The organism is Burkholderia sp. BCC1972 (assembly GCF_905339605.1).
Classification (GTDB): domain Bacteria; phylum Pseudomonadota; class Gammaproteobacteria; order Burkholderiales; family Burkholderiaceae; genus Burkholderia.
In genome coordinates this window covers 721,598-746,386 of sequence record NZ_CAJPGH010000001.1, presented here as the reverse complement: position 1 = coordinate 746,386, position 24,789 = coordinate 721,598, and the positions used below count along the sequence as shown (strand labels likewise).

Annotated in this window: 11 protein-coding genes; 9 read left to right on the top strand and 2 right to left on the bottom strand. The window is 63.1% G+C overall.

Annotated elements, in window-relative coordinates:
* Nucleotides 1-27: 27 nt before the first annotated feature.
* From U5798_RS03325 to U5798_RS03305, 5 genes are all read left to right on the top strand, one after another.
* On the top strand, nt 28-600 hold the full coding sequence (locus tag U5798_RS03325) for a plasmid fertility inhibition factor family protein (RefSeq protein WP_322081169.1): 573 nt from the start codon (nt 28-30) through the stop codon (nt 598-600).
* Between the two features lie 289 nt (nt 601-889).
* Complete coding sequence (locus U5798_RS03320) at nt 890-2,239, top strand: reverse transcriptase family protein (protein WP_322081168.1); 1,350 nt, start codon at nt 890-892, stop codon at nt 2,237-2,239.
* Between the two features lie 324 nt (nt 2,240-2,563).
* Complete coding sequence (locus U5798_RS03315; RefSeq protein WP_124448758.1) at nt 2,564-2,893, top strand: H-NS family nucleoid-associated regulatory protein; 330 nt, start codon at nt 2,564-2,566, stop codon at nt 2,891-2,893.
* A 266-nt stretch (nt 2,894-3,159) separates the two neighbouring features.
* Nucleotides 3,160-4,407: an MFS transporter gene (locus tag U5798_RS03310; protein ID WP_322081167.1), complete on the top strand. Its 1,248-nt coding sequence runs from the start codon at nt 3,160-3,162 to the stop codon at nt 4,405-4,407.
* On the top strand, nt 4,404-5,009 hold the full coding sequence (locus U5798_RS03305) for a DNA-binding protein (protein WP_322081166.1): 606 nt from the start codon (nt 4,404-4,406) through the stop codon (nt 5,007-5,009). Before U5798_RS03310 ends, U5798_RS03305 begins: the two co-directional genes overlap by 4 nt.
* Before the next feature lie 83 nt (nt 5,010-5,092).
* Here the strand turns inward: U5798_RS03305 and U5798_RS03300 are convergent, their stop codons facing one another.
* Complete coding sequence (locus tag U5798_RS03300; protein WP_322081165.1) at nt 5,093-6,073, bottom strand: helix-turn-helix domain-containing GNAT family N-acetyltransferase; 981 nt, start codon at nt 6,071-6,073, stop codon at nt 5,093-5,095.
* A gap of 203 nt (nt 6,074-6,276) precedes the next feature.
* On the opposite strand from U5798_RS03300, the gene U5798_RS03295 reads away from it, so the two are divergent.
* The gene (locus U5798_RS03295) at nt 6,277-6,651 is read left to right on the top strand and encodes a sugar ABC transporter ATPase (protein ID WP_322081164.1); all 375 of its coding nucleotides are present in this window, start codon (nt 6,277-6,279) and stop codon (nt 6,649-6,651) included.
* A 31-nt stretch (nt 6,652-6,682) separates the two neighbouring features.
* Here the strand turns inward: U5798_RS03295 and U5798_RS03290 are convergent, their stop codons facing one another.
* Nucleotides 6,683-9,118, bottom strand: coding sequence for a PEP-utilizing enzyme (locus tag U5798_RS03290; protein ID WP_322081163.1), 2,436 nt, complete (start codon nt 9,116-9,118; stop codon nt 6,683-6,685).
* 504 nt (nt 9,119-9,622) lie between these two features.
* On the opposite strand from U5798_RS03290, the gene U5798_RS37110 reads away from it, so the two are divergent.
* From U5798_RS37110 to U5798_RS03280, 3 genes are all read left to right on the top strand, one after another.
* Nucleotides 9,623-10,120, top strand: a complete 498-nt coding sequence (locus U5798_RS37110) for a hypothetical protein (RefSeq protein ID WP_415859483.1) — start codon at nt 9,623-9,625, stop codon at nt 10,118-10,120.
* A 115-nt stretch (nt 10,121-10,235) separates the two neighbouring features.
* Complete coding sequence (locus U5798_RS03285) at nt 10,236-24,452, top strand: LysM peptidoglycan-binding domain-containing protein (RefSeq protein WP_322081162.1); 14,217 nt, start codon at nt 10,236-10,238, stop codon at nt 24,450-24,452.
* The gene (locus U5798_RS03280; RefSeq protein ID WP_322081161.1) at nt 24,449-24,772 is read left to right on the top strand and encodes a DUF6572 domain-containing protein; all 324 of its coding nucleotides are present in this window, start codon (nt 24,449-24,451) and stop codon (nt 24,770-24,772) included. Before U5798_RS03285 ends, U5798_RS03280 begins: the two co-directional genes overlap by 4 nt.
* The last annotated feature ends 17 nt before the right edge of the window (nt 24,773-24,789 follow it).

Genomic DNA, 24,789 nt, shown 5'->3' with positions numbered 1-24,789 from the left:
ACAAATCGAGAGAGAAAGAGAGGGCCCATGCTGACACGTCTTCGTAACGGACTCGACCGCGCACGCGACCTGCGCGAGTCCGGATCCGCTTCACCCGTCACGTTCCGGCCGGCGGCGTGCGAACTGGTCGACCTGAGCGCGAAGCGCGCGATCTGGCGCGTTCCCGTACCCGGCCAGGTCGACTGCTATCTGGCGGCCGAGCCGGCCGGGGTGGAGCGTTTCGTCGTCCATCTCGATGCCGAAGCGTTCTATCGCCGCTGGCTCGAAACGAGCCCCGCGTTTCCGAAACAGGATTCGCAGGACTGCGTACCGCGCCGGGCCATGCCGCTCGACAGCAAGTTCGCGATGGCTGCCGCTGCGTTCAGGGGCGGCCGCGAGGCGCCGGTGGCGCTGCCGCCGGTCGGCTACTGGCCGGCGGGAAGCGGGTACGAGGTCGCGATGAGCGACGGCATGACGCGGACCTTCTGGCTGCTCGCCAATCGCGTGCGGTCGTTTCCCGTCAGCGTGGCCGACGCGACCTGGGCGACGATGCTGAGCGGCATGGCCGGCATCGGCGCGGCGCCTATCGCATACAGCGCGCTGTTCGCGCGGGGCGTGTAAGCGCGGCAACGCAATGCGGAGCGCGGGCCGGCGACACGCGCGGCCCGCAGCACATCGCATGCCGTTCCGCCTGATTTGACACGTGGCGTGCGCGCCCATTACAGTCGCGACGCGGGCCGGTGGGTCAAGCACATACCCGGAACAGGCGGTCGATGTTCCAGGACCACGGGGCTACCCCGTGGATCGGATCGACACACCGATGCGTCGCAAGGGGCCCGGTTTCGCGTTGCGCAACATATCCCCTCGCAGCACCAGCCACGTTGACTCATCGTCCCGCCCATTCCTGGCCATGTACTCATCCCTGAGCGACACCACACGCACGATCGCCGAGGCGATGCTCGCCGGTTCGGCCGAGCACGACGGCGTCGTCGCGCGGATGGCGGCCGTGCTCGGCGACGCGCCGGCGTGGACGCATGAGGTTGCGGATGCATCGCTCGCGCGCTTCGGCACACGCTGGTCCGACACCGGCATCGACGTGCTGGCGGACGTCGTGGCCGAGGCGCCCGGATTCGTGCGCGCGTGGTATGGCGACGCTCGGCCGGCCGTGATCCGCGTCGTGCGGCGGCCGCCCGTCCAGCGGCCGTTGCCGGCGCCGCTCGCCGGGTGCGACGTGCCGCAATGGGTGACGCCCGGCGATCTCGCCGGCTGGCTCGGCGTGAGCGTGCCGGAACTCGACTGGCTGTCCGATCACTGGCGCGTCGATGCGCGCAGCAGCGCCACGCCGCTGCATCACTACACGTACGTCGCGGTCGACAAGCGCAGCGGCGGATGCCGCCTGGTCGAGATCCCGAAGGGAAGGCTGCGCGAAGCGCAGCGCCGCATCCTGCACGGGCTGCTCGATCGCATTGCGCCGCACGGCGCCGTGCACGGTTTTCGCAAGGGGCACGGGATCGTGTCGTTCGCGGCGCCGCATGCCGATCGCGATGTCGTCGTCCGCTTCGACCTGGCGGACTTCTTCGTCTCGGTGCGCGCCGCACGCGTCCATGCGCTGTTCGCCACGCTCGGGTATCCGGTCGAAGTCGCGCGCACGCTCACCGGGTTGTGCACGAACCGCGTGCCGTCGGCGCGGCTGCTCGCGCCGGACCTGCGCGACCGGTTCGACTGGATCGGCCGCCAGCGCTATCGCGAACGGCATCTGCCGCAGGGCGCGCCGACGTCGCCGGCGCTCGCGAACCTGTGCGCGTTCCGGTTCGACATGCGGCTCGCCGCGCTCGCGCGTTCGCTCGATGCGACCTACACGCGCTATGCGGACGATCTCGCGTTCTCCGGCGGCGGCGCGCTTGTGCGCAACATCGAGCGCCTGCAAATCAGGGTTGCCGCGATCGCGCTCGAGGAGGGCTTCGCGCTGCAACTGCGTAAGACGCGCGTGATGCGGCGCGGCGTGCGGCAGCAACTGGCCGGTGTGGTCGTCAATCGTCATCCGAATCTGGCGCGCGATGAGTTCGATCTCCTGAAGGCCATCCTGACCAACTGCATCCGGCGCGGCCCGGCCTCGCAGAATCGGAGCGCCCATCCGGATTTCTGTGCGCATCTCGCCGGACGCGTGGCGCACGCCGCCGCGCTGAATGCCGCACGCGGCGCGAAGCTGCGTGCGCTGTTCGACCGGATCGCATGGGATGCGCACGACGCAGGGCGGTAAGCCGCCTGCTCCGCATCCGTTCCGTTGCACGACTTCTGCAATACGATGTCGCGCACTGCTATCATTCGCGCCATGCCGCGCCCGTGCCAGGGGCGGCGCCTGACTTGCCGCAGCCGTTCGCCATGCCTGTTCGTGTGCGACGCGCCGTGTGTCGCCGGCCCGGTCCTGCCCGCAATGACGCACGACGTCGTTTAGTGCGCATCGCGCAAACCATGCCGGCTCAGGAAGACGATTCACATAGTTGACAGACCCGATCGGCGGAACTTCGTGGTAGGTTCGGCCATCGGAGTTTTTTGCAAAAACATGCCCAAAGAGGATGAATACATGACCCAGGCCCTGCAGGAGCTCGAAGCACAACTTCGGGACCTGAACATCAAGCTGTCGGATGCGAAGCAGAAGGAGAAGCAGGCCGCGCTCGCGGCTTTCAAGGAACAGGTCGAGCTTTTGGGAATTTCGCAGCAGGAAGTGCTGAGCGCGCTCGGCTACATCGTCCAGCGAAAACGCAAGGCGCCTGCCAAGTACTACGATCCGACGACCGGCCGCTCATGGTCGGGTCGCGGCCCACGGCCGAAATGGCTCGAAGGCAAGGATCTCGATTCGCTCGCCGTCGACCGCGAGGCCAAGGCCTGGTGGCCCGGCGAGGATCAGGGCTGAAGCAGGCCGCGTCCAAGGCCCGCGGCGCCGTCCGGTTCGCGCCGGCGGGGCCGCCTGTAACACCCCGTCCCTCCGCAGTCTTTCATCCGGTGTCCGGCCTGGCCGCGACATCGCCGGCCAGGCCGCCGACACCGGATCGACGTTTTCCACGTTCATTGCCCGTCATGTCCCGCCTGCCGCTCCGGCAGCGGCGCCGATGCGCGCCCGCGCCCGTCGTTCGCGGGCACAGGCCTTAAAATGTCGCCGGACATTCGCGGCAGGACACCATGGCAGCAAACATGAAATCTTCGACGCTCGGCGACCCGTCGGCCACGCGTGTAGAGCAGGTCGGGTCGTACGCGTGGAAAGCGCTGGCCGGATCGGCGATCGGCTATGCGATGGACGGCTTCGACCTGCTGATCCTCGGCTTCATGCTGCCGGCGATCACGGCGGCGCTGCAGCTGTCGCCCGGACAGGGCGGCGCGCTCGTCACGTGGACGCTGATCGGCGCGGTCGCGGGCGGGATACTGTTCGGTGCACTGAGCGACCGCTACGGGCGCGTGCGCGTGCTGACCTGGACGATCCTGCTGTTCGCGATCTTCACCGGCCTGTGCGCGTTCGCGCGCGGCTTCTGGGACCTGCTGGCCTACCGCACCATCGCGGGCATCGGGCTGGGCGGCGAGTTCGGGATCGGCATGGCGCTCGCGGCGGAAGCGTGGCCGGCGAGCAAGCGCGCACGCGTGTCGTGCTACGTCGCGCTCGGCTGGCAGGCCGGCGTGCTGCTGGCCGCGCTGCTGACGCCGTTCCTGCTGCTCCACATCGGCTGGCGCGGCATGTTCCTGGTCGGCGTGCTGCCTGCGCTGCTCGCGTGGGCGATGCGCAACAAGCTGCACGAGCCGGAGGCGTTCGTGCAGCGCGCGACGCAGCCGAAGTCCAACGCGTTCCGCATGCTCGTCGCCGACAGCCGCACCGCGCGCACGAGCCTCGGCATCGTGATCCTGTGTTCGGTCCAGAACTTCGGCTATTACGGGATCATGATCTGGCTGCCGACCTTCCTGTCGAAGCAGATGGGCTTCTCGCTGACGAAGTCGGGGCTGTGGACGGCGGCGACCGTGGTCGGGATGATGATCGGCGTGTGGGTGTTCGGGCAACTGGCCGACCGCATCGGGCGCAAGCCGACGTTCCTGCTGTACCAGCTCGGTTCGGTCGTCACGGTCATCGCGTATGCGCGACTGACGGACCCGACCGCGATGCTGTGGGCCGGCGCGCTGATGGGCATGTTCGTCAACGGAATGGTCGGCGGCTACGGGACGCTCATGTCGGAAGGCTATCCGACCGCCGCGCGCGCGACCGCGCAGAACGTGCTGTGGAATATCGGCCGGGCGGTCGGCGGCTTCGGCCCGGTCGCGGTCGGCGCGCTTGCCGCGCACTACTCGTTCCAGACGGCCATCGCGCTGCTCGCGGGCCTCTACGTGCTCGACATGGTCGCGACGCTGTTCCTGATCCCCGAGCTGAAGGGCGTCGAACTCGAATGAGCGTGGCGCTCGCGCGTACTGCAACGATTTCACCGGAAACCACGATGCAATGTAAGAACAGGACGATCGGCGTGATGGGCTCGGGCAAGGAGCCGTGGCTCGCGTTTTCGGAACCGCTCGGCGCATGGCTCGCCCATGCCGGTTTCAACCTGCTGACGGGCGGCGGCCAGGGCGTGATGCTGGCCGTCGCGCGCGCGTTCGCCGGCGTACCGGGGCGGGCCGGCCGATCGATCGGCATCCTGCCGACGCAGGCCGATCCGGTCGCGGGCTTCGTGCCGCTCGACGGCTATCCGCATCCGTTCGTCGACATCCCGATCCTCACGCCGCTGCCGCGCCGCGAACCGGATGCCGATCCGCAGACGATCAACCGCAATCACGTGAACGTGCTGAGCAGCGACCTGATCGTCGCGTTGCCGGGCGGACACGGCACGGCGCAGGAAATCTCGCTGGCGCAACGCTGGCGCAAGCCGCTCGTCTGCTTCGGGCCGGACGGCGCGTTTCAGGCGCTGGCGGCCGATGCCGTGTGCACGTCGTCGCTCGACGACGTGATCCGGTTCGTCGAGGCGGCATTCGCGGAGGAGTACGCGCAGGGCGCGCGATAGTTCGAGCGGCCGATTCGGCGGCTACGGATGCGCGCGTGCCTGCGGCGCGAGCTGCTGCAGGCACGGTTCGGTTCTGATGACCATCAGCTGCCGGCAGGCCCGGGCCGGCTGAAACGCTGCTCGATCACCTCGGTTCCCCAGTGCGTGCCTGCCGACTCGTGCGTCAGCGTAAAGCCGAACGACTCGTACAGGTGGCGCGCCGAATCCAGTCCCTTGAACGTCCACAGGTAGGTCTCGCGAAACCGGTGCGCGTCGACGAAGCGCATGGCCAGCGTCATCATCTGGCGCCCGATGCCGGACCCGCGCAACGCGTCGTTCACGATGAACCAGCGCAGGTGCGCGATGCCGGTCGCGGGGTCGCCGTCGATCGCGAGCGATGCGAGCGTCCGCCCGTCTTCCTGGCAGAGCCATAGCGCCTTGCCGTCGGCCGGCAACGTGCTCGCGAACTCGGCCAGCTCGGTCGCCACCCGCTTCTCGAAAAAGGCGCCGAACCCCCAGTGCTCCGAATAGAAGCGCGCATGCAGGCTCGCGATGTCGCCGATACAGCCCGGCTGGTAGCCCTCGAGAATCGACGGCGCGTCGGGTGTCGCCGCGGGCGCCTTGGCCGCGTTGTCCTGCGCGAGGGCATCGGCATACAGCGCGAGCGAACGCAGCAGCGCCTGCTGGTCGGCGGGAATCATGCGACGCAGCGCATTCGACACCTGATCGGTCGCGAACGTGTCGATTCTTTTCTGGAGTTTTTTCCCTTCGGCGGTCAGGTACAGCTCGATCGCACGCGCATCCTCGCTCGACACGCGCCGCTCCACGACACCGGCCGCCTCGAGCCGCGCGAGCTGCCGGCTCGTGTTCGATTTGTCGAGCCGCAGGATGTTGCCGAGATCCTTCGCGTTGATGCCGGGCGCCATCCCGATCTCGAGGATCGCGTGAACGGCCGACGGCGCCCAGTCGCTGTCGGCGAGCGTCGCGCGCATGAAGCCGAGCTCGCGCACCAGTTTGCGGGAGAAGTCGCGCAGTTCGAGGATGGTCGCGTCGCGAGGCTTGGCGGGCGCGTCGATGAGATCCATGGTTTGCCCCAAATGGTTGCGTATCGCAATCGATAATAGTTGCGACTCGCAACTTGTCAAGGGGAACACGCTGGCGAACGGGAGCGGTATCGGCGCGGATGGCGGCGTGCCGCCAGGTTGACGCATACTGCATGGATCGGGCGACCTGCAAGCGGGGGCGTTACCCGATCGTCGATCCAGGTCCGCGGGCCACGGAGACCACCATGAACAGGCTGTTGCCGATGTCGATTGCACTGCTTGCCGGATGCGGCATCGGTGCCGGATCGCTTCACGCTGCCGGCGACGTGTATGCGCCGCCCTGCAGCGCCGCGCATGCGGCGGACCCGGGCGGCAACGCGGTGATGCCGGGCACGTCGGTCCGCAGCTTTTCCACCGCCGGCTGTTCGGGCGCGGTGCTGCAGGGCGACCGCGCCACCGCGACGGTCAACGGCGACCGGATCGAACTGCGCGACGGCGTCGTCTATGTGAACGGCCGCTCGTACGGCGCCGTCACGCCTGTGCAGACGGTCGAATACGAGGCCGCGCGCGACAGGCGCACGTTGAAGGTCGACGGAAAGATCCGCACGCCGCCGCGCTGAGCGCCGGCCCCTTCGACACGCCGCCGTGCGTTTATTCGACCAGCGTCAGCCGGCCGTCGCTGAGCCGCACTTCGCGCCCGATCCACGCATCGTCGACGCGCGGCAGCACGGCCGACGGCTTGCGCAGCTCGCGCAGCAGCGTCGCGCCATGCGACAGCCGGCCGCCCATGCGCGCGATCACCGCGCGGGCGGCCTGGTACTGCGCGTGCCGGCCCGGATCGAGCGAGTCTTCGAGCAGGATGTCGTGGCCGAGCACGCCCTGCGTGTGACCCGGATAGATCATGAAGCCGGCTGCCTCGTCGGTGCCTTCGCTGCCGTCCTGCCAGAAGCTGGCGTTGCGTTCGCGGCGCTCGGGATGCGGCGCGAACCACGTGTCGCGATCGGCGGCCGGCATCGCGTGATGCAGGCGGAAGAACACGCGCATCAGGTTGTCGCGATACCACTCGCGCACCTGCAGATACCAGCCGCGCATGCCCGGCACGCCGAGCGTGTGCAGCACGCGGACCGGCAGCGGCCAGTCGGGGAAGGGCTGCAGCGGCAGGTCGGCGGCCGCGGGCCGCGCGGTAGCCGGATCGGTTTCCCACGGCAGGCGGTGCGGGCTGTCGTCGAGCTGGCCATAGGCGGTCGGCGGACGTCCCCACAGTGCGCCGCCGCTGCTGGCGAGCGACGACGCGATGCACAGGTTGCCCTGCACGACGAACACGTAGAAGCGCGTGAACCAGTCGGCCAGTTGCTGGCCGTCGGCGCGCTGTTCGACGAGCGTGGCGAGCTCGGCGTCGAAGCGCTGCAGGCCGCGTGCGAGCGTCGGCAGGTGAGCGCGCGCGACGCGCAGCATGCGCCAGAACACCGGCAGCGAGCACAGCAGCCGCAGCGGACGCCAGCGCAGCGGCGGCGTCGCGCCGCCGATCTCGCCGCTGTAGTTTGCGGCCGATACGCCCCAGTCCGCGAGACGCGCGAGGAACAGGTCGTTGTTGATGTACGACGCACCGCCGTACAGCGCGGTGAACGGTTCGTTGTCGCGCAGTACGCGCGCATCCCAGCGCGCCATGATGGTCGGGATGCTGCCGGCCGCGCGCCGTTGCGCGTACTCGACCAGCCGGCTCGGCTGCGGCGGCAGGATCTCGGCGATGTTGGCCGAGGTCAGGTGCCGGTGCCAGCCGTAGCTGCTGATCGGGCGGTACTGCAATAGCCACAGCTGCGTGCCGTCCCATGCCCATTCGACGTCGCCCGGCACGTAATGGAACGCGCGCAGCACCTGCTGCAGGAACGCCCAAAGCTGCTGCGCGGTCAGCCCGTGCGCGGGTGCGAACGTGCCGCGCTGCCAGGGTTCGCCGAGCCGCGACAGGATCGCGCGCCGTGGGCTCGCCTGCCCGTCGGCGAGCGATTCGAGGTGGCCTTCCACCCATTCGACTTCGACCGCGAGATGGCGCACGAATGCGATGCCGGACAGCACGGGCGTGATGAAGCGCTGCACGACCGCTTCCTCGAGGCCGCCGTCGAGCAGTTCGGCCACGCGAACGGCCGCATCCGATGCCGGTACACGCAGGAACGTCGTATGCAGGCCGGCATTCGCCGCGTCGGCCTGGTCCTCGCCGTGGCTCGACGAGCGGATCGCCCATTCGGCGCCGGGCTGGCTCGCGAGAAAGCCGGGCAGGCGCGGGTCGTCGGCGCGGGTCAGCGACAGGGCGGGCGGCACGGGGAGGCCGGCCATCGTGGCCAGCGCCAGGCGCCCGCCTTTCGTGTGCGCGACGAAGCCGGTGTCGCCGGCTTCGAGCCACTGCGCAAAGGCCGCAGGCGAGTCGATCCACGGATAGTGTCCCCAGCCGGGCTGCAGCGTGACGGTGAGGTCGGCGCGGGCGAGGATCGCCGACCACGCGGCGGCCTGGCGTACGCCGAGCATGGCGTCCTGGTCGCCCCACACGAGCTCGATGCGATCGGCGACCCACTCGAGCAGCGGCAGTGCGGTATCGGCGCGCACGAGGTCCCAGTGCGGCAGGAACGCGCGGCAGCGCGCATAGCCGGCGCCCATGCGGCGGTATTGCGCGGGCGTCCAGGTCCGGTTCGAGAATTTGCGGGCGAACAGCGTCGGGTAGTGCGCGAGCAGCCAGTGGATCGTCTTGCGCAGCGGCCTCGGCGCCATCAGTTTCGGCAGGCGCCGTTCCCACAGGAACGCGCCGACGGGTGCGAGCAGCACGCTGCGGCCGAAGTGGCCGGGGCGCTGCTGTAACGCGTGCAGCACCAGCAGCGCGTTCACGCCGACCGCCATGATCGCGTGGCCCGGTTCGGTCGCGTCCAGCAGCGCTTGCGCATACGCGGCGAGGTCCTCGCACGGCGGCGCCGGGTGATCGCCGAAGCCCGGCAGTTCCAGCGGCACCGGTCGGTAGCGCCGGAAGTGGGGCAATGCATCGTCCCACCAGTCGGCCGCGCTGCCGTTGCCGGCGAGGAGGTACAGGATCGGTTTGCTCATGAATGCTTCGTCGGTCGACGATCGTCGCGGTCGCGCGCGCCCGAGCGGGGCGGCGACGGCGGAGGTCACGGCGCTCGTTGGTGTTGTTGTGCCGATGCGAGTGGAATGGAAGGGCGGCCCGCTCGGATGATTGTTGCGGGCATTCTACGCGAGTCGATTTCGTTCGATTCGCGATTCATCCCGGGGGTTGAATCTCTTCGATGCGTGATCGAGTTGCGCGATGGGTTTTCGGTAAATCGAACGGCTTCAAGGGCCGGTGAAACAATCGAAGCGCGTACGGTGCATCGGCGCGGAACGTAGAATCGGGCCGCCGGCATTCACCGTCGTCATCTGCATCACGCTCTGCCAAATTGACCCGACTCAGGAATTCTTCATCGGTTTTGCTCGGTAGGGCGTACGTAGGCTGAATCGCACCGTAACCGACGGGTGTAATAGATTTCGCCTGTCTCGGTGCGACGGTTGAACACTGAGATTTGCGCGCGTGGCCGGCGTGTGCCGAGCATCATGGATGAAAAGGGCCCTGGCTGTTTCCGACCAGTCATCTGCATAGCGGCTCTAAATCCGCGCGCACAATCGTGCGACCTCGGCAGTCACCGCGTTTGTATCTCCGCTCTTGCAGAACAAGGTTCGTTGGAACCGCGAAGCAGGGGTGCCGGTCGTTACGGTGCGAGTCATCTCGCGGCGATCGGTCTGCGAGAGTTGATCACACCCGCTATCGAGGCATATGAGGCCATGGCTGTTGATGTTGCCCGTTTGCCAGGCATGCTGGGGGCAATCAGGGAAAAGCTCCGTGCGTCGAGGGACCAGTCCGTGCTCTTCGACACTGATCAATTCGTGCGTCATCTGGAACAGGCCTACCGCGGCGCGTTGCAACGATATGACCGTGCCTTGCCACCGGCCGCCACTGACGTGGTGCAGGTGCGCCGAGCGACATCGGACGCACATTCTCGAGGGAGGCGGTTAAAACCAGGGCTTCAGTCGCTCAAATGTAACAAAATGTAAATTGCCGATTGAATCGCTAAACGAATTTCGAAAGCTTCAGATAACTCCCGCATGAAAGCCGTCTTCGGCCCACCCGGCCAGGCGGCAACCAAACCTAATACGGGAGAGCAAGCGCATGGTAGCGATCGTTACGGGCCAAGGGCTGGGTCTGCAATCCTCTTCGTCCACGGCGTTGGGCAACAGAGGCGTACTGGGTAACGCCGCGTTCGGCCAGACGGGCGAACAGGTCTACGTCAACGCGGCGAACGGCAACCTGATGCTGCAGGATCGCGATCAGCTGCTGTTGGGGCAGGGGATCAACGGCGCGGTGTACCGGGCTTACAACAGCCTCGGGCAGCTCAACTGGCGTGAAGGCGCCTCCCGAGCCGTCGACGGGCTGATCGGCACGTTGAACGAGGCAGGCAGCACGATCACGCTGACGGACTGGGACGGCTCGCAAACGACGTTTGCATACGACGCGACCCGCAATCTCTACGTTTCGACACTGGGCGTCGGTGCGAACGTCGGCAACGCGAACCAGCCCGGACCGACGGCAGTGACCACGACGGGGCCGCGAGCGACCCTCCAGTTCGATGCTTCCACGAACAGCTGGACGTGGACCGATGGCAGCCAGCATGTGACGGAAACCTACGACGCGGCTCAGGGCGGGCGCTTGGTCTCGAGCCGGGATGTCGACGGCAATACCGTGAAGTACGCTTATGCCGCCTCTGGTCAGCTCGCACAGATCACGACGGCGGGCGGGGATGTCACCTATCTTGACTACGACGCAGCCAGGCGACTTTCGGCGCTGCGTTCGGTCTATCAGCAAGCGAACGGGCAGTCGGCGACCGAGACCAAGGTGCACTATGCATACGACGCGCAGGGGCGACTGTCGCAGGTCGTCACCGATCTCTCGCCTGAAGACAACAGCATTGCCGACGGCAACGTGTTTACGGCGACGTACACGTATGACGGCACGAGCGACAGGATTGCGTCTATTGGACAAACCGATGGCTCCCGAGTGGAGTTCACGTACCAGTTGATTGACGGTGAGTACCGTGTCGCGACGATTGCTCAGGCTGCGGATAACGGCGCAATGAGGATCACGCGATTGCAGTATGACCTTGCAAGTCGGCAAACGACCGTGACCGATCCTCTTGGTCTCGTGCAGGTTTTGTATTGGGACGATGCGGGGCGACTGAAGAGTGTTGAGAAGCGGCCGACTACCGGTCAGCAGGACGGTCAATGGATTGCCTTTGACTACGATGCTGAGGGTAATCTTTATTCGCAGACAGACCACCTGTTGGGGGGGGCGTGGCTTATCTACGATAAGGCCGGCAATCTCGTGACGTCGAGTGGAGGTATCGGAACAGAAACCAGGCGCACGTTTGGCTCGAAGAACGAGCTGCTGACCGAAACGGTTATCAGTACGCTCGGTAGGCCAGAATTTTCTTCTCAAACGACACGTTACGCTTACGACGATAAAGGGCATATCCGGTATGTCGTCAGCGCCGAGGGACGAGTCACGGAGTATCGATATAACGCGGTTGGACAACGCGTATCGGAAATCCGTTACGAGAATGCGGTATTCGACACTACGGGACTCGCCGAGACGGATGCGCTGTCGGTCGGTTCTCTCGACACGTGGGCGGAAGCGTCGAGTGATCGGCAGCATGCGTTGCGTATTGACTCTAGCTACGACTGGCGGGGGAATCTGGCAGTTGAGACACGGTACGAACGTCTCCTCGCAGACGGAACGGGTGACCTGACTGGCATCGTTTCGCAAACGCGTTACGTCTACGACCCGCACGGGCGTTTGTTGCAGCGTTACGTGGGCGAATCGGGCAAGGAGAAGGTTGAGCAGATCACCTATGACGGATTGGGGCGGATCCTGACCTCCGTGAGTTTCGATGGTGCGCTCACTGTCTACCAGTATGACGACAAGAATCATACGGTCGCGGTCACTTTCGCAAATGGCCTAACCCGTACGTCGAGCTGGAATGCGGCAGGTGAGCTCGTGGCGGTTGCCGATACCACTTCGGGTGTACTCGTTTCGCAGACGAAGAACTGGTACGACGCGAATGGTCGGCCGCGCATGTCAACCGACGCGAACGGACAGAGCACCCATTACCTGTATAACGCACGAAATCAGAAGATTGCCCAAATCGGGCCAGACGGTGTTCTGACGGAATACGTCTACGACAAGGGCTTGGGATACCAGACGAAAACGGTCACTTACGCGACCCGATTGACATCTGCCCAACTCGCGGCGCTCACGGATTCCTCCGGGCGTCCGGTTGAACAATTGGCAACAGGCGGTCCATTGACGCTCGAGGCGCTCGGGCTCAGGCCGAGTGCGACGCCTGAAGATAGATCGGAATGGCTACTCCGGCTGAACAACACTTGGGTCGACCAAACGGTTGAATCGGACGGCACCGTTACGAAGTGGAGTTATGACGGTTTCGGGCGTGTCACCGCGAAGACGGTGTTTTCAAATCGCCTCGATATGACCGCTGCGCCGGATGGTTCGCTTCCGCCGGCCGATGTGGACCATGATCGGACAACGCGATATTTCTACGATCAGGATGGGTCGTTGCGTGGTGAGTTGGACCCTCAGGGCTATCTCACGGAATACCGGTATAACGCGGCAGGCGAACGCACGGAAGTGATTCGGTATGCGACGGCTGTAAGCGAAGAACAGCGTACGGCATTTTCAATATGGTCTGGACCGAAGCTGGCAGAACTCATCCCGGCTGGAAGTGCACAAGACGTGTCAACACGCTTCGTGTATGACGCACGTGGGCTGCTTGCGGCGGAGATCGATGGCGAAGGCTACGTGACGCGTTATCGCTACGATGCGCAAGGCAACGTTGTCGAGCGTACGCGGGGGCAGCGCGTCGAACTGGGCACATTGAGTCAACCGCAGCAGGTGGCAGTCAGCATCGAGGCCTCCGGCACGGTCGGCGCGAAGCTGGAGATCTGGCTTGATGGCGTACAGGTCGGGACGGTGACGCTCAGCTCAGAGAACGATACGCGTTACACCTTGACGGTACCCAATACAGTGCCGCTTGCCAGCCACACGGTCGAATTCCGTAGTTCGAGGAACGCGCCGATTGTGGTGCGCGATGCTACGTTCGGCGATCACGAGTTCGTCCGTGTTGTCGCAGCACCATCCAGGCTAGTGAGCTTTAATCAACAGAGTGTTCGCTACACACTCAACGCCGCCGACCTGATCGCATCGGCATCGACGCCAGGCAGTCTCGAGCGTACGACCTACGCGTACGACGCGATGGGGCGTCTGCTGGAGCAAGTCACCTATGGGGTGATGGGCTCCAAAACGTCGAGCTTCACCTACGACGCGATGGGGCGCGTGCTAACGGAAACGCAGGGCAAGCCGCCGTTCAACCGCACGACGACGTATCGCTACGACGAAGAAGGCCGCGTGGTCAGGAAGTATTCCGGGGAGGGCAGCCGGATACTCGAGCTGATCGACCTGTACGAAAAGAGCGGCGATACAGCCATGCTCGCGCAACTTCGGCATGACGAGTTCTACGAGGCCTACACGTACGATGCCGCTGGTCTTCGGACTTCCGCAACCGACGCGGACGGCCGCAAGACGCTTTACTACTACGATGCGAACGGCAATCTCGCAGCGACGATCAACGCTGCCGGTGAAGTTATCGAGCATAGTCGTGATGCGTTCGGGGATATAGCGCAGACCACTGCTTACGCGGTCCGTCTGTCGGCCGATGTACTCAAGACGCTGCAGGGTGGCCGCCTCACGGACGATGTGGCGACCGCCCTCGCTGCGCTCGACAACGCGGACGCATCGCGTACGTCGTTCAACTACAGCACGGCCGGCCGATTGACGAAGCGCACCGATGCGATGGGAGCGACCACCGAGTACGCATACAACGCATTCGGCGAGGTGACGTCGCAATCGCAACAAGTAGACATCAATACGCATCGAATCACGACATACGACTACGATCGCGTCGGACATCAGATTCAGCAGGCAACGGACCCCGGTTACCTGAATCTGATCACGAAGGCTGTCTACGATGCCTTCGGCCGGGTGGTTCAATCCGTCGATGCGAACGGCGTATCGCGCATCACGGAATACGATCGCAACGGACGGACGGTTGGCACGAGCGATGCGTCCGGACAGACACGCACGACGTACGACGGGTTCAACAACCTGTTGACGTATACGGACCGGTTGGGAAAAACGACCACGTACAGTTACAGCTCGAAAATGCAGTGGATGATCGTCAGAACGCCAGAGGGCGTGTTGACGACGACTACGTACAACGAGTTTGGCCAAGTGGACAAGGTGACGGACGGCCAGGACAACGTCGTTCAGTACAGCTACGATCGAAACGGTGAACTGAAAGGGACGACCTTTAGCAGCCGGACGCTGAACGGTTACGACTGGGAATTCGGGCGTAGCTATTCCCGTGATCACTCCGGAAACGTGTTGTTCGAAGATATCGGAGACCGCCGAGATGTCAACTACACCTATGACGCGGTCGGTCGCGTTCTGAAGCGCACGGAAAAGACCAACCAGAGCGCTCAGTCGACCGGCCCGGACGGCTGGGTTCCGGTCGAACTGGTCACCAAGTACGAATACGACGCAAAGGGGCAGCAGGTCCGCACGACCGATCCGTCCGGAACGATTACCGATACACACTACGATCTGAACGGCCGCAAGATGACGGTGATCGTCGATCCGAACGGCCAGAAGCTGACGACGACCTTCACCTATGACGGCACGGGCCAGGTCCTGACGGTGACTGAAGGTGCGGACAGCGCGACCGCAAAGGTCACGCAGAACACCTACGATGGCGCCGGTCGGCTGATCGAGCAGATCGTCGATCCGGCCGGTCTGAAGCTGACGACGCGCTATGCGTACGATCCGGCCGGTAACCTGGTGTCCGAGACCAATGCGGCGGGCGGCGTCACGCATCATGTCTACGACGCCGCCGGTCGGGAAATTGGATCGGTTGGTCCGACGGGCACCGTAACCACCCTCGACCGTGATGCCGAAGGGCGGGTCGTCAAACGTACCGTGTATGCGACGCCGGTAGCACTGGCCGGCCTGCCGGACCAACTGACGTCGGAACAATTGCGTAGCCTGGTGCCGGCATCGCAACAGGACGAGATCGCGCGGAACGTCTACGACGCCGACGGCCGGTTGCGCTTCACCGTCGATGCAGCAGGCGCCGTCACGGAATTGACGTACGACGCCAGCAACAACGTGGTTCGCAAGACGGCGTACGCGGGGTTCATCAATCCGGCTGAAGGCGAGTCGCAAGACGCGATCCGAACGGCATTGTCGCGGATCGATGTTCAGGTTCAGGCCGGCGACCGCGTGACGCGCATGGTGTACGACGGCAAGCATCGCCTGGTCGCGACGATCGATGCAGCCGGCTACGTCACGCGAAATACATACAATGCGACCGACCAACTGGTCGACACGAAGTACTACGCGACGCCATATACGGGCACCGACAATCCGAACTATGCCACCTTCACGGATCTGCTGAACACGTGGGATGCACAAGGGGCGCAGAATACGTCGCGCGAAACCCGGTGGTTCTACGACGACGCGAACCGGCCGCTGTACACAGTCGATGCCGAGGGCTACGTCACTGAAAATCAGTATGACAACGCCGGTCGGCTCGCGAAGACGATTCGTTACGCACGTGCTCATCCTGAAGCGGCAAGCTACAAGAAGACCTACGACATGTGGCTGGCGTTCAGGTCCGAGACGCTCGACCAGGCCGCGGTCACTTCCTATCGGTACGATGGTGCGGGGCGTCTGATCGAGACGACCAACGCGCTGGGCGTCAAAACGAGCTACACGCTCGACGCCCTCGGCCGGGCCGTCGATACGACCGTGGCCGCCGGCACGAGCGACGCGTCGACGACGCATGCCGTCTACGATCTGGCGGGCAATCTGATTGCGAAGACGCAGGCGTACGGCACGGCTGTTGCCATCACGACCCGCTATGCGTACGACGCGGTCGGCCGGCAGGTTGCGACGACCGACCCGCGTGGTGTCGAACTCGCCGAACAGGACACGGCCTGGGCGCTGGCGGAGCGCGGAGCGCGAGGCTTGGTGGATGGCGCCGGCAACGCGCTGGTGGCGGCCGCGCTGACCGATGACCAAAAGCGTGTGCTGTTGCAGGCTTACACCAGCACCCAGAGCTACGACGCCGCCGGTCGCGTGAGCGAGAAGGCGGATGCGCTGCACAACGTGACGCGTTACCAGTACGACGCGTTCGGCAATCAGGTGACGATGACCGACCCGTTGTCGGCCACGACTGTGTCGTTCTACGACAAGCTCAATCGGGTCATTGCGCAGGTCAGTCCGGAAAACTGGGTCGTCGGCACGCAATACGATGCGTTCGGTAACGTGTCGCAAGTGACCGATTATCGACTCGCGCGATCGGGAGCGGTCGATGACGCCTGGAAACGCGACGGCTGGAAGTCGGATCTGTCGCAGGTGCTGCCGGCCGCCGATCCGGCCGATGCCGTCACGCGCATGGAGTATGACAAGCTCGGTCGCGTGATCAAGTCGACGGATGCGGAAGGGTATTTCGAAACCTACGGGTATGACGGTCTCGGCAATCGCACCAGCTACACGAACAAGCTGGGCGGTACGTTTACCTATACGTACGACCATCTGGGCCGGATGACGTCCGAGACGTTGCCGATCCGGTCGAAGGACAAGCCCGTCGTTAACCGCTTCGAGTACGATTCGCGCGGCAACCGGATCAAGATGACGGAGGCGCAGGGGCTCGACGAAGAGCGCATTACCGAGTACGGCTACGATCTGCTTGACCGCAAGGTTCGAACTTATCAGTCTGTCTATTTGGGCAACTATAACGTGGCCGATGCGGTTGAGACAGCCGTCTACGATGCGCGCGGTAATCTTGTGTCGAAGGTCAACGTGAGTGGCGGGGTGACGACGTTCTATTACGACGCCGCAGGACGCAAGACCGGGCAGGTCAGCCCACTCGGTACGCTCACTTTGTGGGAGTACGATCCGTCCGGTAATGCGACGCGTACGCGGATCTTCGGGGATTTGGTGAAGGCTACGCAAGGTTCAGCGCCGCCGGTGCCGGTCGATGCGACCAACGTGCGCGAAACACGCACGATCTATGACGCAGACGGACGCCTCGTCCAGTCGCGCGTGATGAACGTCGCGACCGGGTATTTCGATCCAAGTGCAGGTGAAGACCAGCGTGGTGAATACTTCATCACGTCAGGCAGTGAGCTCGTCACTCAATGGGAATACGACGGACGTGGCGCGGTCATCTCCAAAACGGATCCGGGCGGTGGTCGCACGCTGTATTTCTACAACGGTAGCGGCAAGAAGACACTGGAAATCGACGCAAAGGGATACGGTGTCGCCTATACGCTGAACGAGCGAGGCGACGTTACGCAGGAGATCCGGTTTGCCAAGCCGTATCCGGATCCTGTGACGGCGAATCCGTCACTTGGCGCCACGCTGATCAATGCGTGGCCGCGCAGCGAGGATGACCGGATCACTGACTACACGTGGGACCGCAACGGCCGAAAGACGAGTGAGACTCGCGAAAACGTTCAGTTCGCTGCGGTCGATAGTGGCGGTAAGCTGATGCAACAGGTCGGTGCGGCGACGACGCGTTATGCATACGATGGTAACGGCAATCTGTTGAAGCAGGTGGATGCCAACGGCAACCAGTACGACTACGGGTACGATGTGCTCAGCCATCGCACGCTGGAATTGTTGCCGGAGTTCACCGACTACCAGGGCCAGCGAACCCGCGCACGGACGCTGTACCAGTATGATGGTCTAGGCAATATCATCGGGGAAAATCACCAGGACAGCAGCGGGGATAAGGGTACGGCATATACCTACGCTCGTGGCCGGGTCAATGGCAAGTGGTATGCGGACGGTACGCTGACCATTTACTCGTACGACGTGGCCGGCAACGTGACAGGTATGCAGTTTGGCAACATCGAAGCTGACGGGCCGGGGAAATTCTATTCTTTCGGAACCCGCTACGATGTTGAGAATCGCGAAATCAGACGCGACAGCGGGACGTGGCGCGAGAGTGGTTCCGAGCAAGGTATCGAGACCGAGTTGCGTTACAACGCGTACGGCGAACTGATTGGGCGGCGCACGAACGGCAACGGGATACTCTCCGAGCAAGGCGGTGAGTGGCAGGAATACACGGACTACGACAATGCTGGCCGTGTCGTCCGCACGAACTTCAACGACGGCATCTCGCATCTGTACATGTACGATCGCAACGGGAATGCGACGCTGAAGGTCGAGTCAATGGAGACTGACCTGCGCGGGTTCGCGATCAAGACGGGTGAGGATCTCGAGAAGCTGCTGCAGAAGGCAGACATGATGCAGACCTTTACGCGCTACGACGCGCGTAATCAGGTCATCCAGATCCGTCAGCCGAAAACATCAGGCAGCGTGCCGCGTATCAGCTTTCATCCGGTCGATATCCCGATCGACGGCGGGATCTTTGCGAATACGCAGTTGAGTATCGGCGGGTGGATCGAGAAGCAGAATCGTCCGGTGCCCGGACCGGCCTATACGGAGCCAGCCGAAATCAGTTTAGCTACGTCGGGCAGCACGACCGCATCGGTTGGTGTGTCTTGGGACGTTGTATCGGTTTGGTTTGAAGTATACGGTCTCGAAGTTAATCTCCCTGATCTACAAAGCGTGTATGGCGCATACCAGTACGAGATAGTCGCGAGTTATCACGGCAAGGGAGAAGACTTGCCAACAGCGACGACCTCTGGAAGCGTTCATGTTCCGTTTGAATTCCAGAATACTCAAACCATTCAGACGGCAGTCAATCAGTCGGGCAAATTGACGATTCCGATCAAGGAATATCACGCCCTCAGTAACCCCGGCGGCGAGTACGCAAACCTGCCATACCAGTTCGACTATTCCGTCGAAATCTACATCAAGCCGCAGAATGGAACTGCGGATCGTCGTTTACTGGGCACAGTCGCAAAAAGCGCAAATTTGTGGGAACCGCCCGTGGGCAATGCCACGTGGGGTACGGTCGCACCGAGAGATGTCCTCAACTCATCACAAGAGATTCAATCGGTATCCAATCGATTGACGTTGGCCAATCATACGCTGCCCGCCGGTGCGCGTGCGATGCTGTACTACCGACCATCTGGGTCGACGGAAGCATTCCGGACGCTCGGCAAGGATCCCAACAGCGAACCCGGTTCATACACGATCGACGTGGGCACTGTGCCGGACGGCGATTACGAAATGATCTTCATGGCCATATCGGACGGCAGCGACGGGCGTGAGCCCGGTACGTTGCTGCGCCGCGATGGCTATAACGCACATATCGCGCGCGGCGGTAACTCGACCGTAACGTCGTCGCCGATCCCCGCTTACGAGGAAAGCAACCGCGCCGGTTTCCTGGCCGATGCATCCGGCAGCTACGTCTGGACGTCGCCGCAAACCCTGAACCTCTACTCGGCGCGCGATTCCGCGCTGCATCTCGCCGACCACGTCGTCGTGAAGATGCGTCCGCAAGGCGGCGCTACATGGAACGAAGAACGAACGCTCTGGCGCGATCCGGCCACGGGCGCATTCTCGATCGACCTGTCGGGATATGCGCCCGGCAACCTTGACTTGGAGATCAACCTGTACAACGCGGCGGGCCAAAAGCTCGACGCTGTCCTGAGTTCGGTCGGATTGCCGGGTGGAAACGGCTCGCCGTCGTTCAGCACGAACTACCTGGCCGATCTGAAATCGACGATCGTGTTCCATTCGCAACCTGCCGACACCGATTACATCACGGTGTCGTGGGTGCAGGACGGTACGACACGCTATTCGCGCGTCACCCGCATGGGTAATGGCGAGTTCACGTGGGACGTCCAGGCAGGCGGGTTGATTCCGCAACCCGGCCAGTCATATGCCTACGCGATCAAATACACCGCCTACGACGCCGCTGGCATTCCGCTGGCGATGGGCGCTGGCGACATCACCGTCGGTACTGTGGGCAATTCCCAGGTCACTTTGACGGGTAGTGAGCGTCCGAGCATTTTTGAGTTCAAGCCGGTCGGTGCGGACGGTCAGCCGTTGACGAACGTCAACACGATCACGTTGTACTACCGTCAATCCACGGCGAAGGACCAGGCATTCGATCGTCCGTTTACCGAAGTAACGCTGACGCGCGACGCACTGGGGCGCTTCCTGTTCGACGCATCGGCGCTGCCCACGCGATCCGAGTTTGAATATCGCTACCTGGCCAAGGATGCGAACGGCACTGTGTTGACCGAGCGTCAGAGCTATTTCCTGACCGGCACGCGTAACAACCCGGTGACGAACGTTGATATCGTCGGCGTGATCGACGAGACAGCGAAGGACATGACGATCGACCGTTTGCAGCAGCACAACGCATTCGGCGAGGTGTCGGCCGAACGTGACGGCCGCGGCAACTGGACGACCTCGTCATACAACACGATGGGGTATCTGACGCTCAAGCACGAGCCGAAGGTGAGCGTGACGCTCGCGAATGGCGCACAGATCGAGGTCGAGCCGGAGACGCACTTTTACTACGATCTCACCGGCAACCTGGTCGGGTTGAAGGATGCCAACGGCAACCTGACCACCCAGCAGTGGAACTACGGGTCGGCCAAGGCCACGGTCGCCCGGACATGGGATGCGCTGGGGTTCAGCAAGGCGATGCAGTACGACGTGTTTGGCAATCTGCGAACGACGATCGATGAGCTGAATCGGCGAACGGACTACCGTTACGACAAAATGAACCGTCTGATCGAAGTCGATCGGCCAGCGCTGGCGGATGGCCAACGGAGCATCGACCGCTACGAATACGATGCACTGGATCGGCGTATTGCACATACTGATGCGCAGGGCGGCCGCGAGCGTACGTTCTACGACGTCGATGGGCGAGTGGTAAAGACGATCAGCGCGGCTGGTCGCGAAGTCAAGTATGACTACAAGTGGGCCACGAGCATGGGCTCGGTCGGGACGGCGACTTCGGGCGGCTGGATTCGCACGACGACCAACGCCAACGGCATAACGATGGTCGACGAGAACGACCAGTTCGGTCGCTTGATAAAGCACACGGACCTTGGTGGGCACGTATTCCAGTACCAGTACAACTGGGCGGGGCTGCTGACGAAACAGTCGGGAACGAGCGGCCAGGACGTCGACTACACGTACTACTCGAACGGGCTGGTGCGCTCGATCCAGGATAACGCGACGAAGACGCAATCGCTGTACGAATACGACGGCGACGGAAACCGGACCGCCGAGTACTTCTCTAATTTCGGCGACGTCTACGTGTTCGCGCAATCCCGCGTCAAGTACGACGCGTTGAATCGCGTGACGGCGATCGAGGACGATGCGTACAAGGTCTACTACGAGTACGACGCCGTGGGCAATCGCCGGCGGATGCTCGCGAAGTACACCGACATGGTCGGCTATCACGATCGCGAGCAGGAGTACTGGTACGAATACGACGCGCTGAACCGCTTCACGGTATCGATGGGCAGCCTGTCGGGTGCGCGTGCAACCGATCCGAACGATAAGAGCGTATCGATCGTGAAGGGAACGCTCAGCGGAGACGGCATACAACTTGGCTACAACGCCGCGGGTGAACGGGTGTTGGCCATGTACGCGAAAGACGGCCGGACTGAGCGTTATACGTACGACGCCAACGGCTATCTTGCAACGCAGAGCGTCAACGACATCGTCGTGCAGGAGCGCAAGAACGACCTACTGGGTCGCGTGACCGGCTTCGTAGAGCGCGACGCGAACACCGGTCAGCAAGTAACCGGGATCGACCGTACCTGGGATGCGGACGGGATGATCTCGCAAGAGCGCGACAATCTGCATCACGCGACATCCGCCTATACGCGCATGGCGGACGGTACGCTGACGAAGGTGGAAACGACGCCGGATGATGCGAGCGAGACGCGTACGACTTCCGCATATGCATACGAGTGGTGGGACAGCGCAAAGCAATCGCGCGTGACGGTACAGGCATCGAATCCGAATGCGCCAGGCTGGAAGCCGGCAACGTCGTATTTCAACTACGACGCGAACGGTAACCTGAAGAGCACTTACGACGACGGCGGGAACGATCCAGGCAAGGCACGCGCATTCCAGTATTGGACCGACCTGCGCGGCCAGGTGCAGCGGCGTGACGAGCTGACCGGCGTTACGGTAGGGACGGACGGCCGGATCATGGGTGCGGCCGGCGATCGCAAGCATAACTACTACTACCTGAACGGCAACCGGGTTGGAAACCAGGGCAACGACGGGATCGACCAGATCGACTACATGCAGGAACTTGCCGGCAAGCTGGGCAAGGGCAACGAGAATCAGTATCGGGTCTTCACGCCGATCAGTGCCGCCGATTTCGACGAGAATTACATGGCGATCAACGGCACGTATCCGGCGGCGAGCGCGGGCCAGTGGACTGTACGTGCGGGCGATACGCTGAAATCGGTTGCGTCCGCGCTGTGGGGCGATTCGAGTCTGTGGTACATCCTGGCGGATGCGAATGGTCTGAAGAGTACGGATGAGCTGCGGCCCGGACAGTTGTTGACCGTGCCGAACAAGGTGACAAACGTCCACAATACGGCGACGACCTTCAAGCCGTACGATCCGGGGCTCGCAATCGGCAATACGCAGCCGACCCTGCCGGCGCCTCCCCCTCCGCCGGGACCGGGTGGATGCGGCGGATTCATGCCGATCATTGCGATCATCGTCGCCGCCGTTGCAACGGTGATAACGGCAGGGGCCGCTGCGCCGGCGTTGGGCGCGACAGCCACCGGGGGGCTATTCACAACCGGTGTCAGCGCCTTGACGGGTTCGTTGGGGGCGGCCGGTTTCGGAGCCGCAGCAATTGGTGGCGCGGCGGGGGCGCTAGCATCGCAGGGCGTGATGATCGCTGCCGGTGAGCAGCACGGTCTCAATCTGAACAGCATCACGCTAGGGGCGGTAGCGGCCGGCTTGACCGCAGGGATTGGAGCGGCAGTGGGTGCGCCGGCGAACGCATTGAGCGCAGCAGCTCAAGGGGCCATGAGATCGGTGGCAACGCAAGGCATCGGGGTTGTAACCGGACTACAGGATCGTTTTGACTGGAAGGGGGTGGCGGCCAGCGCGATTGCGTCGGGTGTAGGATACGGCGTGGGCGAGCAGGTCGGGAAGGTAGCGTTGGGAGCGGGTGCAAGCACGGCCATGGCGCGGTTTGCCAGCGGCGTAACCGGCGGATTGAGCGCCGGTGTTGCGAGTACGCTGGTTCGTGGCGGGAGCTTGTCGCGTAACATGGGAGACATCGTTGCGGACACGGTTGGCAATATGGTGGTCGACCAAGTCCAAGCCGGCTCCGTTGGGAAAAATGGAACGGGCTCGCTGTATGGCGTGATGGGTGATGTTGACGGGATGGTTGGGGACGCGAGCCGTTATCAGCCGACATCGGAAAACCTGTTCTCGATGCCTGTTGTACCGACGCCCTATAGCAACGCATCGGTGTTGTACGGTCTTGGGGGAGGCATTCCGGCGGCTCCCACACCGCTGGCTGCTCAACCCTATGTGGTGAGTTTCGGGGAGCCGAATCCGGGCGTACAAGTCGCGGATGCGAGCGAACTGTTCGGGCGACTCGCGCAGGACTCGTCGGCTCGTACTGCTGCGATGATGTCGGCGTATCAAGTTCCGCGTCTGGATCCGCAAGCGGGACAGCCTAAGCTGGTGCCGTGGGACGGCACGGATCAGGTTGCGGTAAATAGCCGTGCAGCTGCGGCACTGGACGCCATGCGAGGCAGTACGGCAGGTGGTATTGCTGGCGGGCTAACCTATCTGTCGGGCGGCTCAGACACTGATGCTTACTATGCGGCTGCGTCGCTTGGCAGTCTGGAAGGAATTGCAGCAGCGCGTGCCGGGTTCCAGATGCCGAGGGCGCTGCAGCCAACCAGTGCCGCTTCAATTCGAAGAATTCAGGCAAACAAGGCGGCAGGGGACGCTTGGGAGGCGGACGTTATACGCGATGTGCTGCCGCAAACTCAAACGAACATCCAGCCTCAGATTACTGTCCGATCAAACGGACCATCTGGATTGAGAGTTCGTCTGGACGCGTTTGGTCAGGACATTGATAGCGGCGCAACCAAGATGTCGGATATGAAGGCATCGGCGGACGCGCGATTGACCCCCAATCAAAAGATCGTATATCCCGAGCTTGAGACATATGGAGGCACCGTTGTTGGTAAAGGAAAGGTGCCATATGTTGGTGGAACGGAGGTTCCACCGAGCGTCGTGGACATCATTCGGAAGCAAAACAAATGAGCTTAGAAAACACTAGGGTAGTCGATGCAGCAGGTTTGGAAAATGCATCAAATACGGTTGTGCTCAGCATTCTCGATTCATGGGACTGGGAAGATGAGCAGCGTCATCTCATGGCTCTCCAGGAGAAGTTGAATACTTACTTTGAGTTCATTGAATCCGGTCAAGTCTATGACGCTTACCCGGATGCGAAAGGGAGGATTTTGAGAATCGATGTGATTGGAAGGTATCCGATTACGGGGCGAGCGAGGGATTTCTTTGACAAGGCTGCTGCGGTCGCATCGGAGCTGAATGTCGAAGTGCTACACAAAATTCATCCTTGATAACCACACAACGCCCG

Excerpts from the sequence above, each read along its gene's own strand:
- U5798_RS03285 (WP_322081162.1), top strand. The coding sequence starts at position 10,236 with ATGGTAGCGATCGTTACGGGCCAAGGGCTGGGTCTGCAATCCTCTTCG.
- U5798_RS03305 (WP_322081166.1), top strand. The coding sequence starts at position 4,404 with ATGAGCGTGGCGCTCGCGCGTACTGCAACGATTTCACCGGAAACCACG.
- U5798_RS03280 (WP_322081161.1), top strand. The coding sequence starts at position 24,449 with ATGAGCTTAGAAAACACTAGGGTAGTCGATGCAGCAGGTTTGGAAAAT.
- U5798_RS03320 (WP_322081168.1), top strand. The coding sequence starts at position 890 with ATGTACTCATCCCTGAGCGACACCACACGCACGATCGCCGAGGCGATG.
- U5798_RS03295 (WP_322081164.1), top strand. The coding sequence starts at position 6,277 with ATGAACAGGCTGTTGCCGATGTCGATTGCACTGCTTGCCGGATGCGGC.
- U5798_RS03325 (WP_322081169.1), top strand. The coding sequence starts at position 28 with ATGCTGACACGTCTTCGTAACGGACTCGACCGCGCACGCGACCTGCGC.
- U5798_RS03290 (WP_322081163.1), bottom strand. The coding sequence starts at position 9,118 with ATGAGCAAACCGATCCTGTACCTCCTCGCCGGCAACGGCAGCGCGGCC.
- U5798_RS03315 (WP_124448758.1), top strand. The coding sequence starts at position 2,564 with ATGACCCAGGCCCTGCAGGAGCTCGAAGCACAACTTCGGGACCTGAAC.
- U5798_RS03310 (WP_322081167.1), top strand. The coding sequence starts at position 3,160 with ATGGCAGCAAACATGAAATCTTCGACGCTCGGCGACCCGTCGGCCACG.
- U5798_RS03300 (WP_322081165.1), bottom strand. The coding sequence starts at position 6,073 with ATGGATCTCATCGACGCGCCCGCCAAGCCTCGCGACGCGACCATCCTC.
- U5798_RS37110 (WP_415859483.1), top strand. The coding sequence starts at position 9,623 with ATGGATGAAAAGGGCCCTGGCTGTTTCCGACCAGTCATCTGCATAGCG.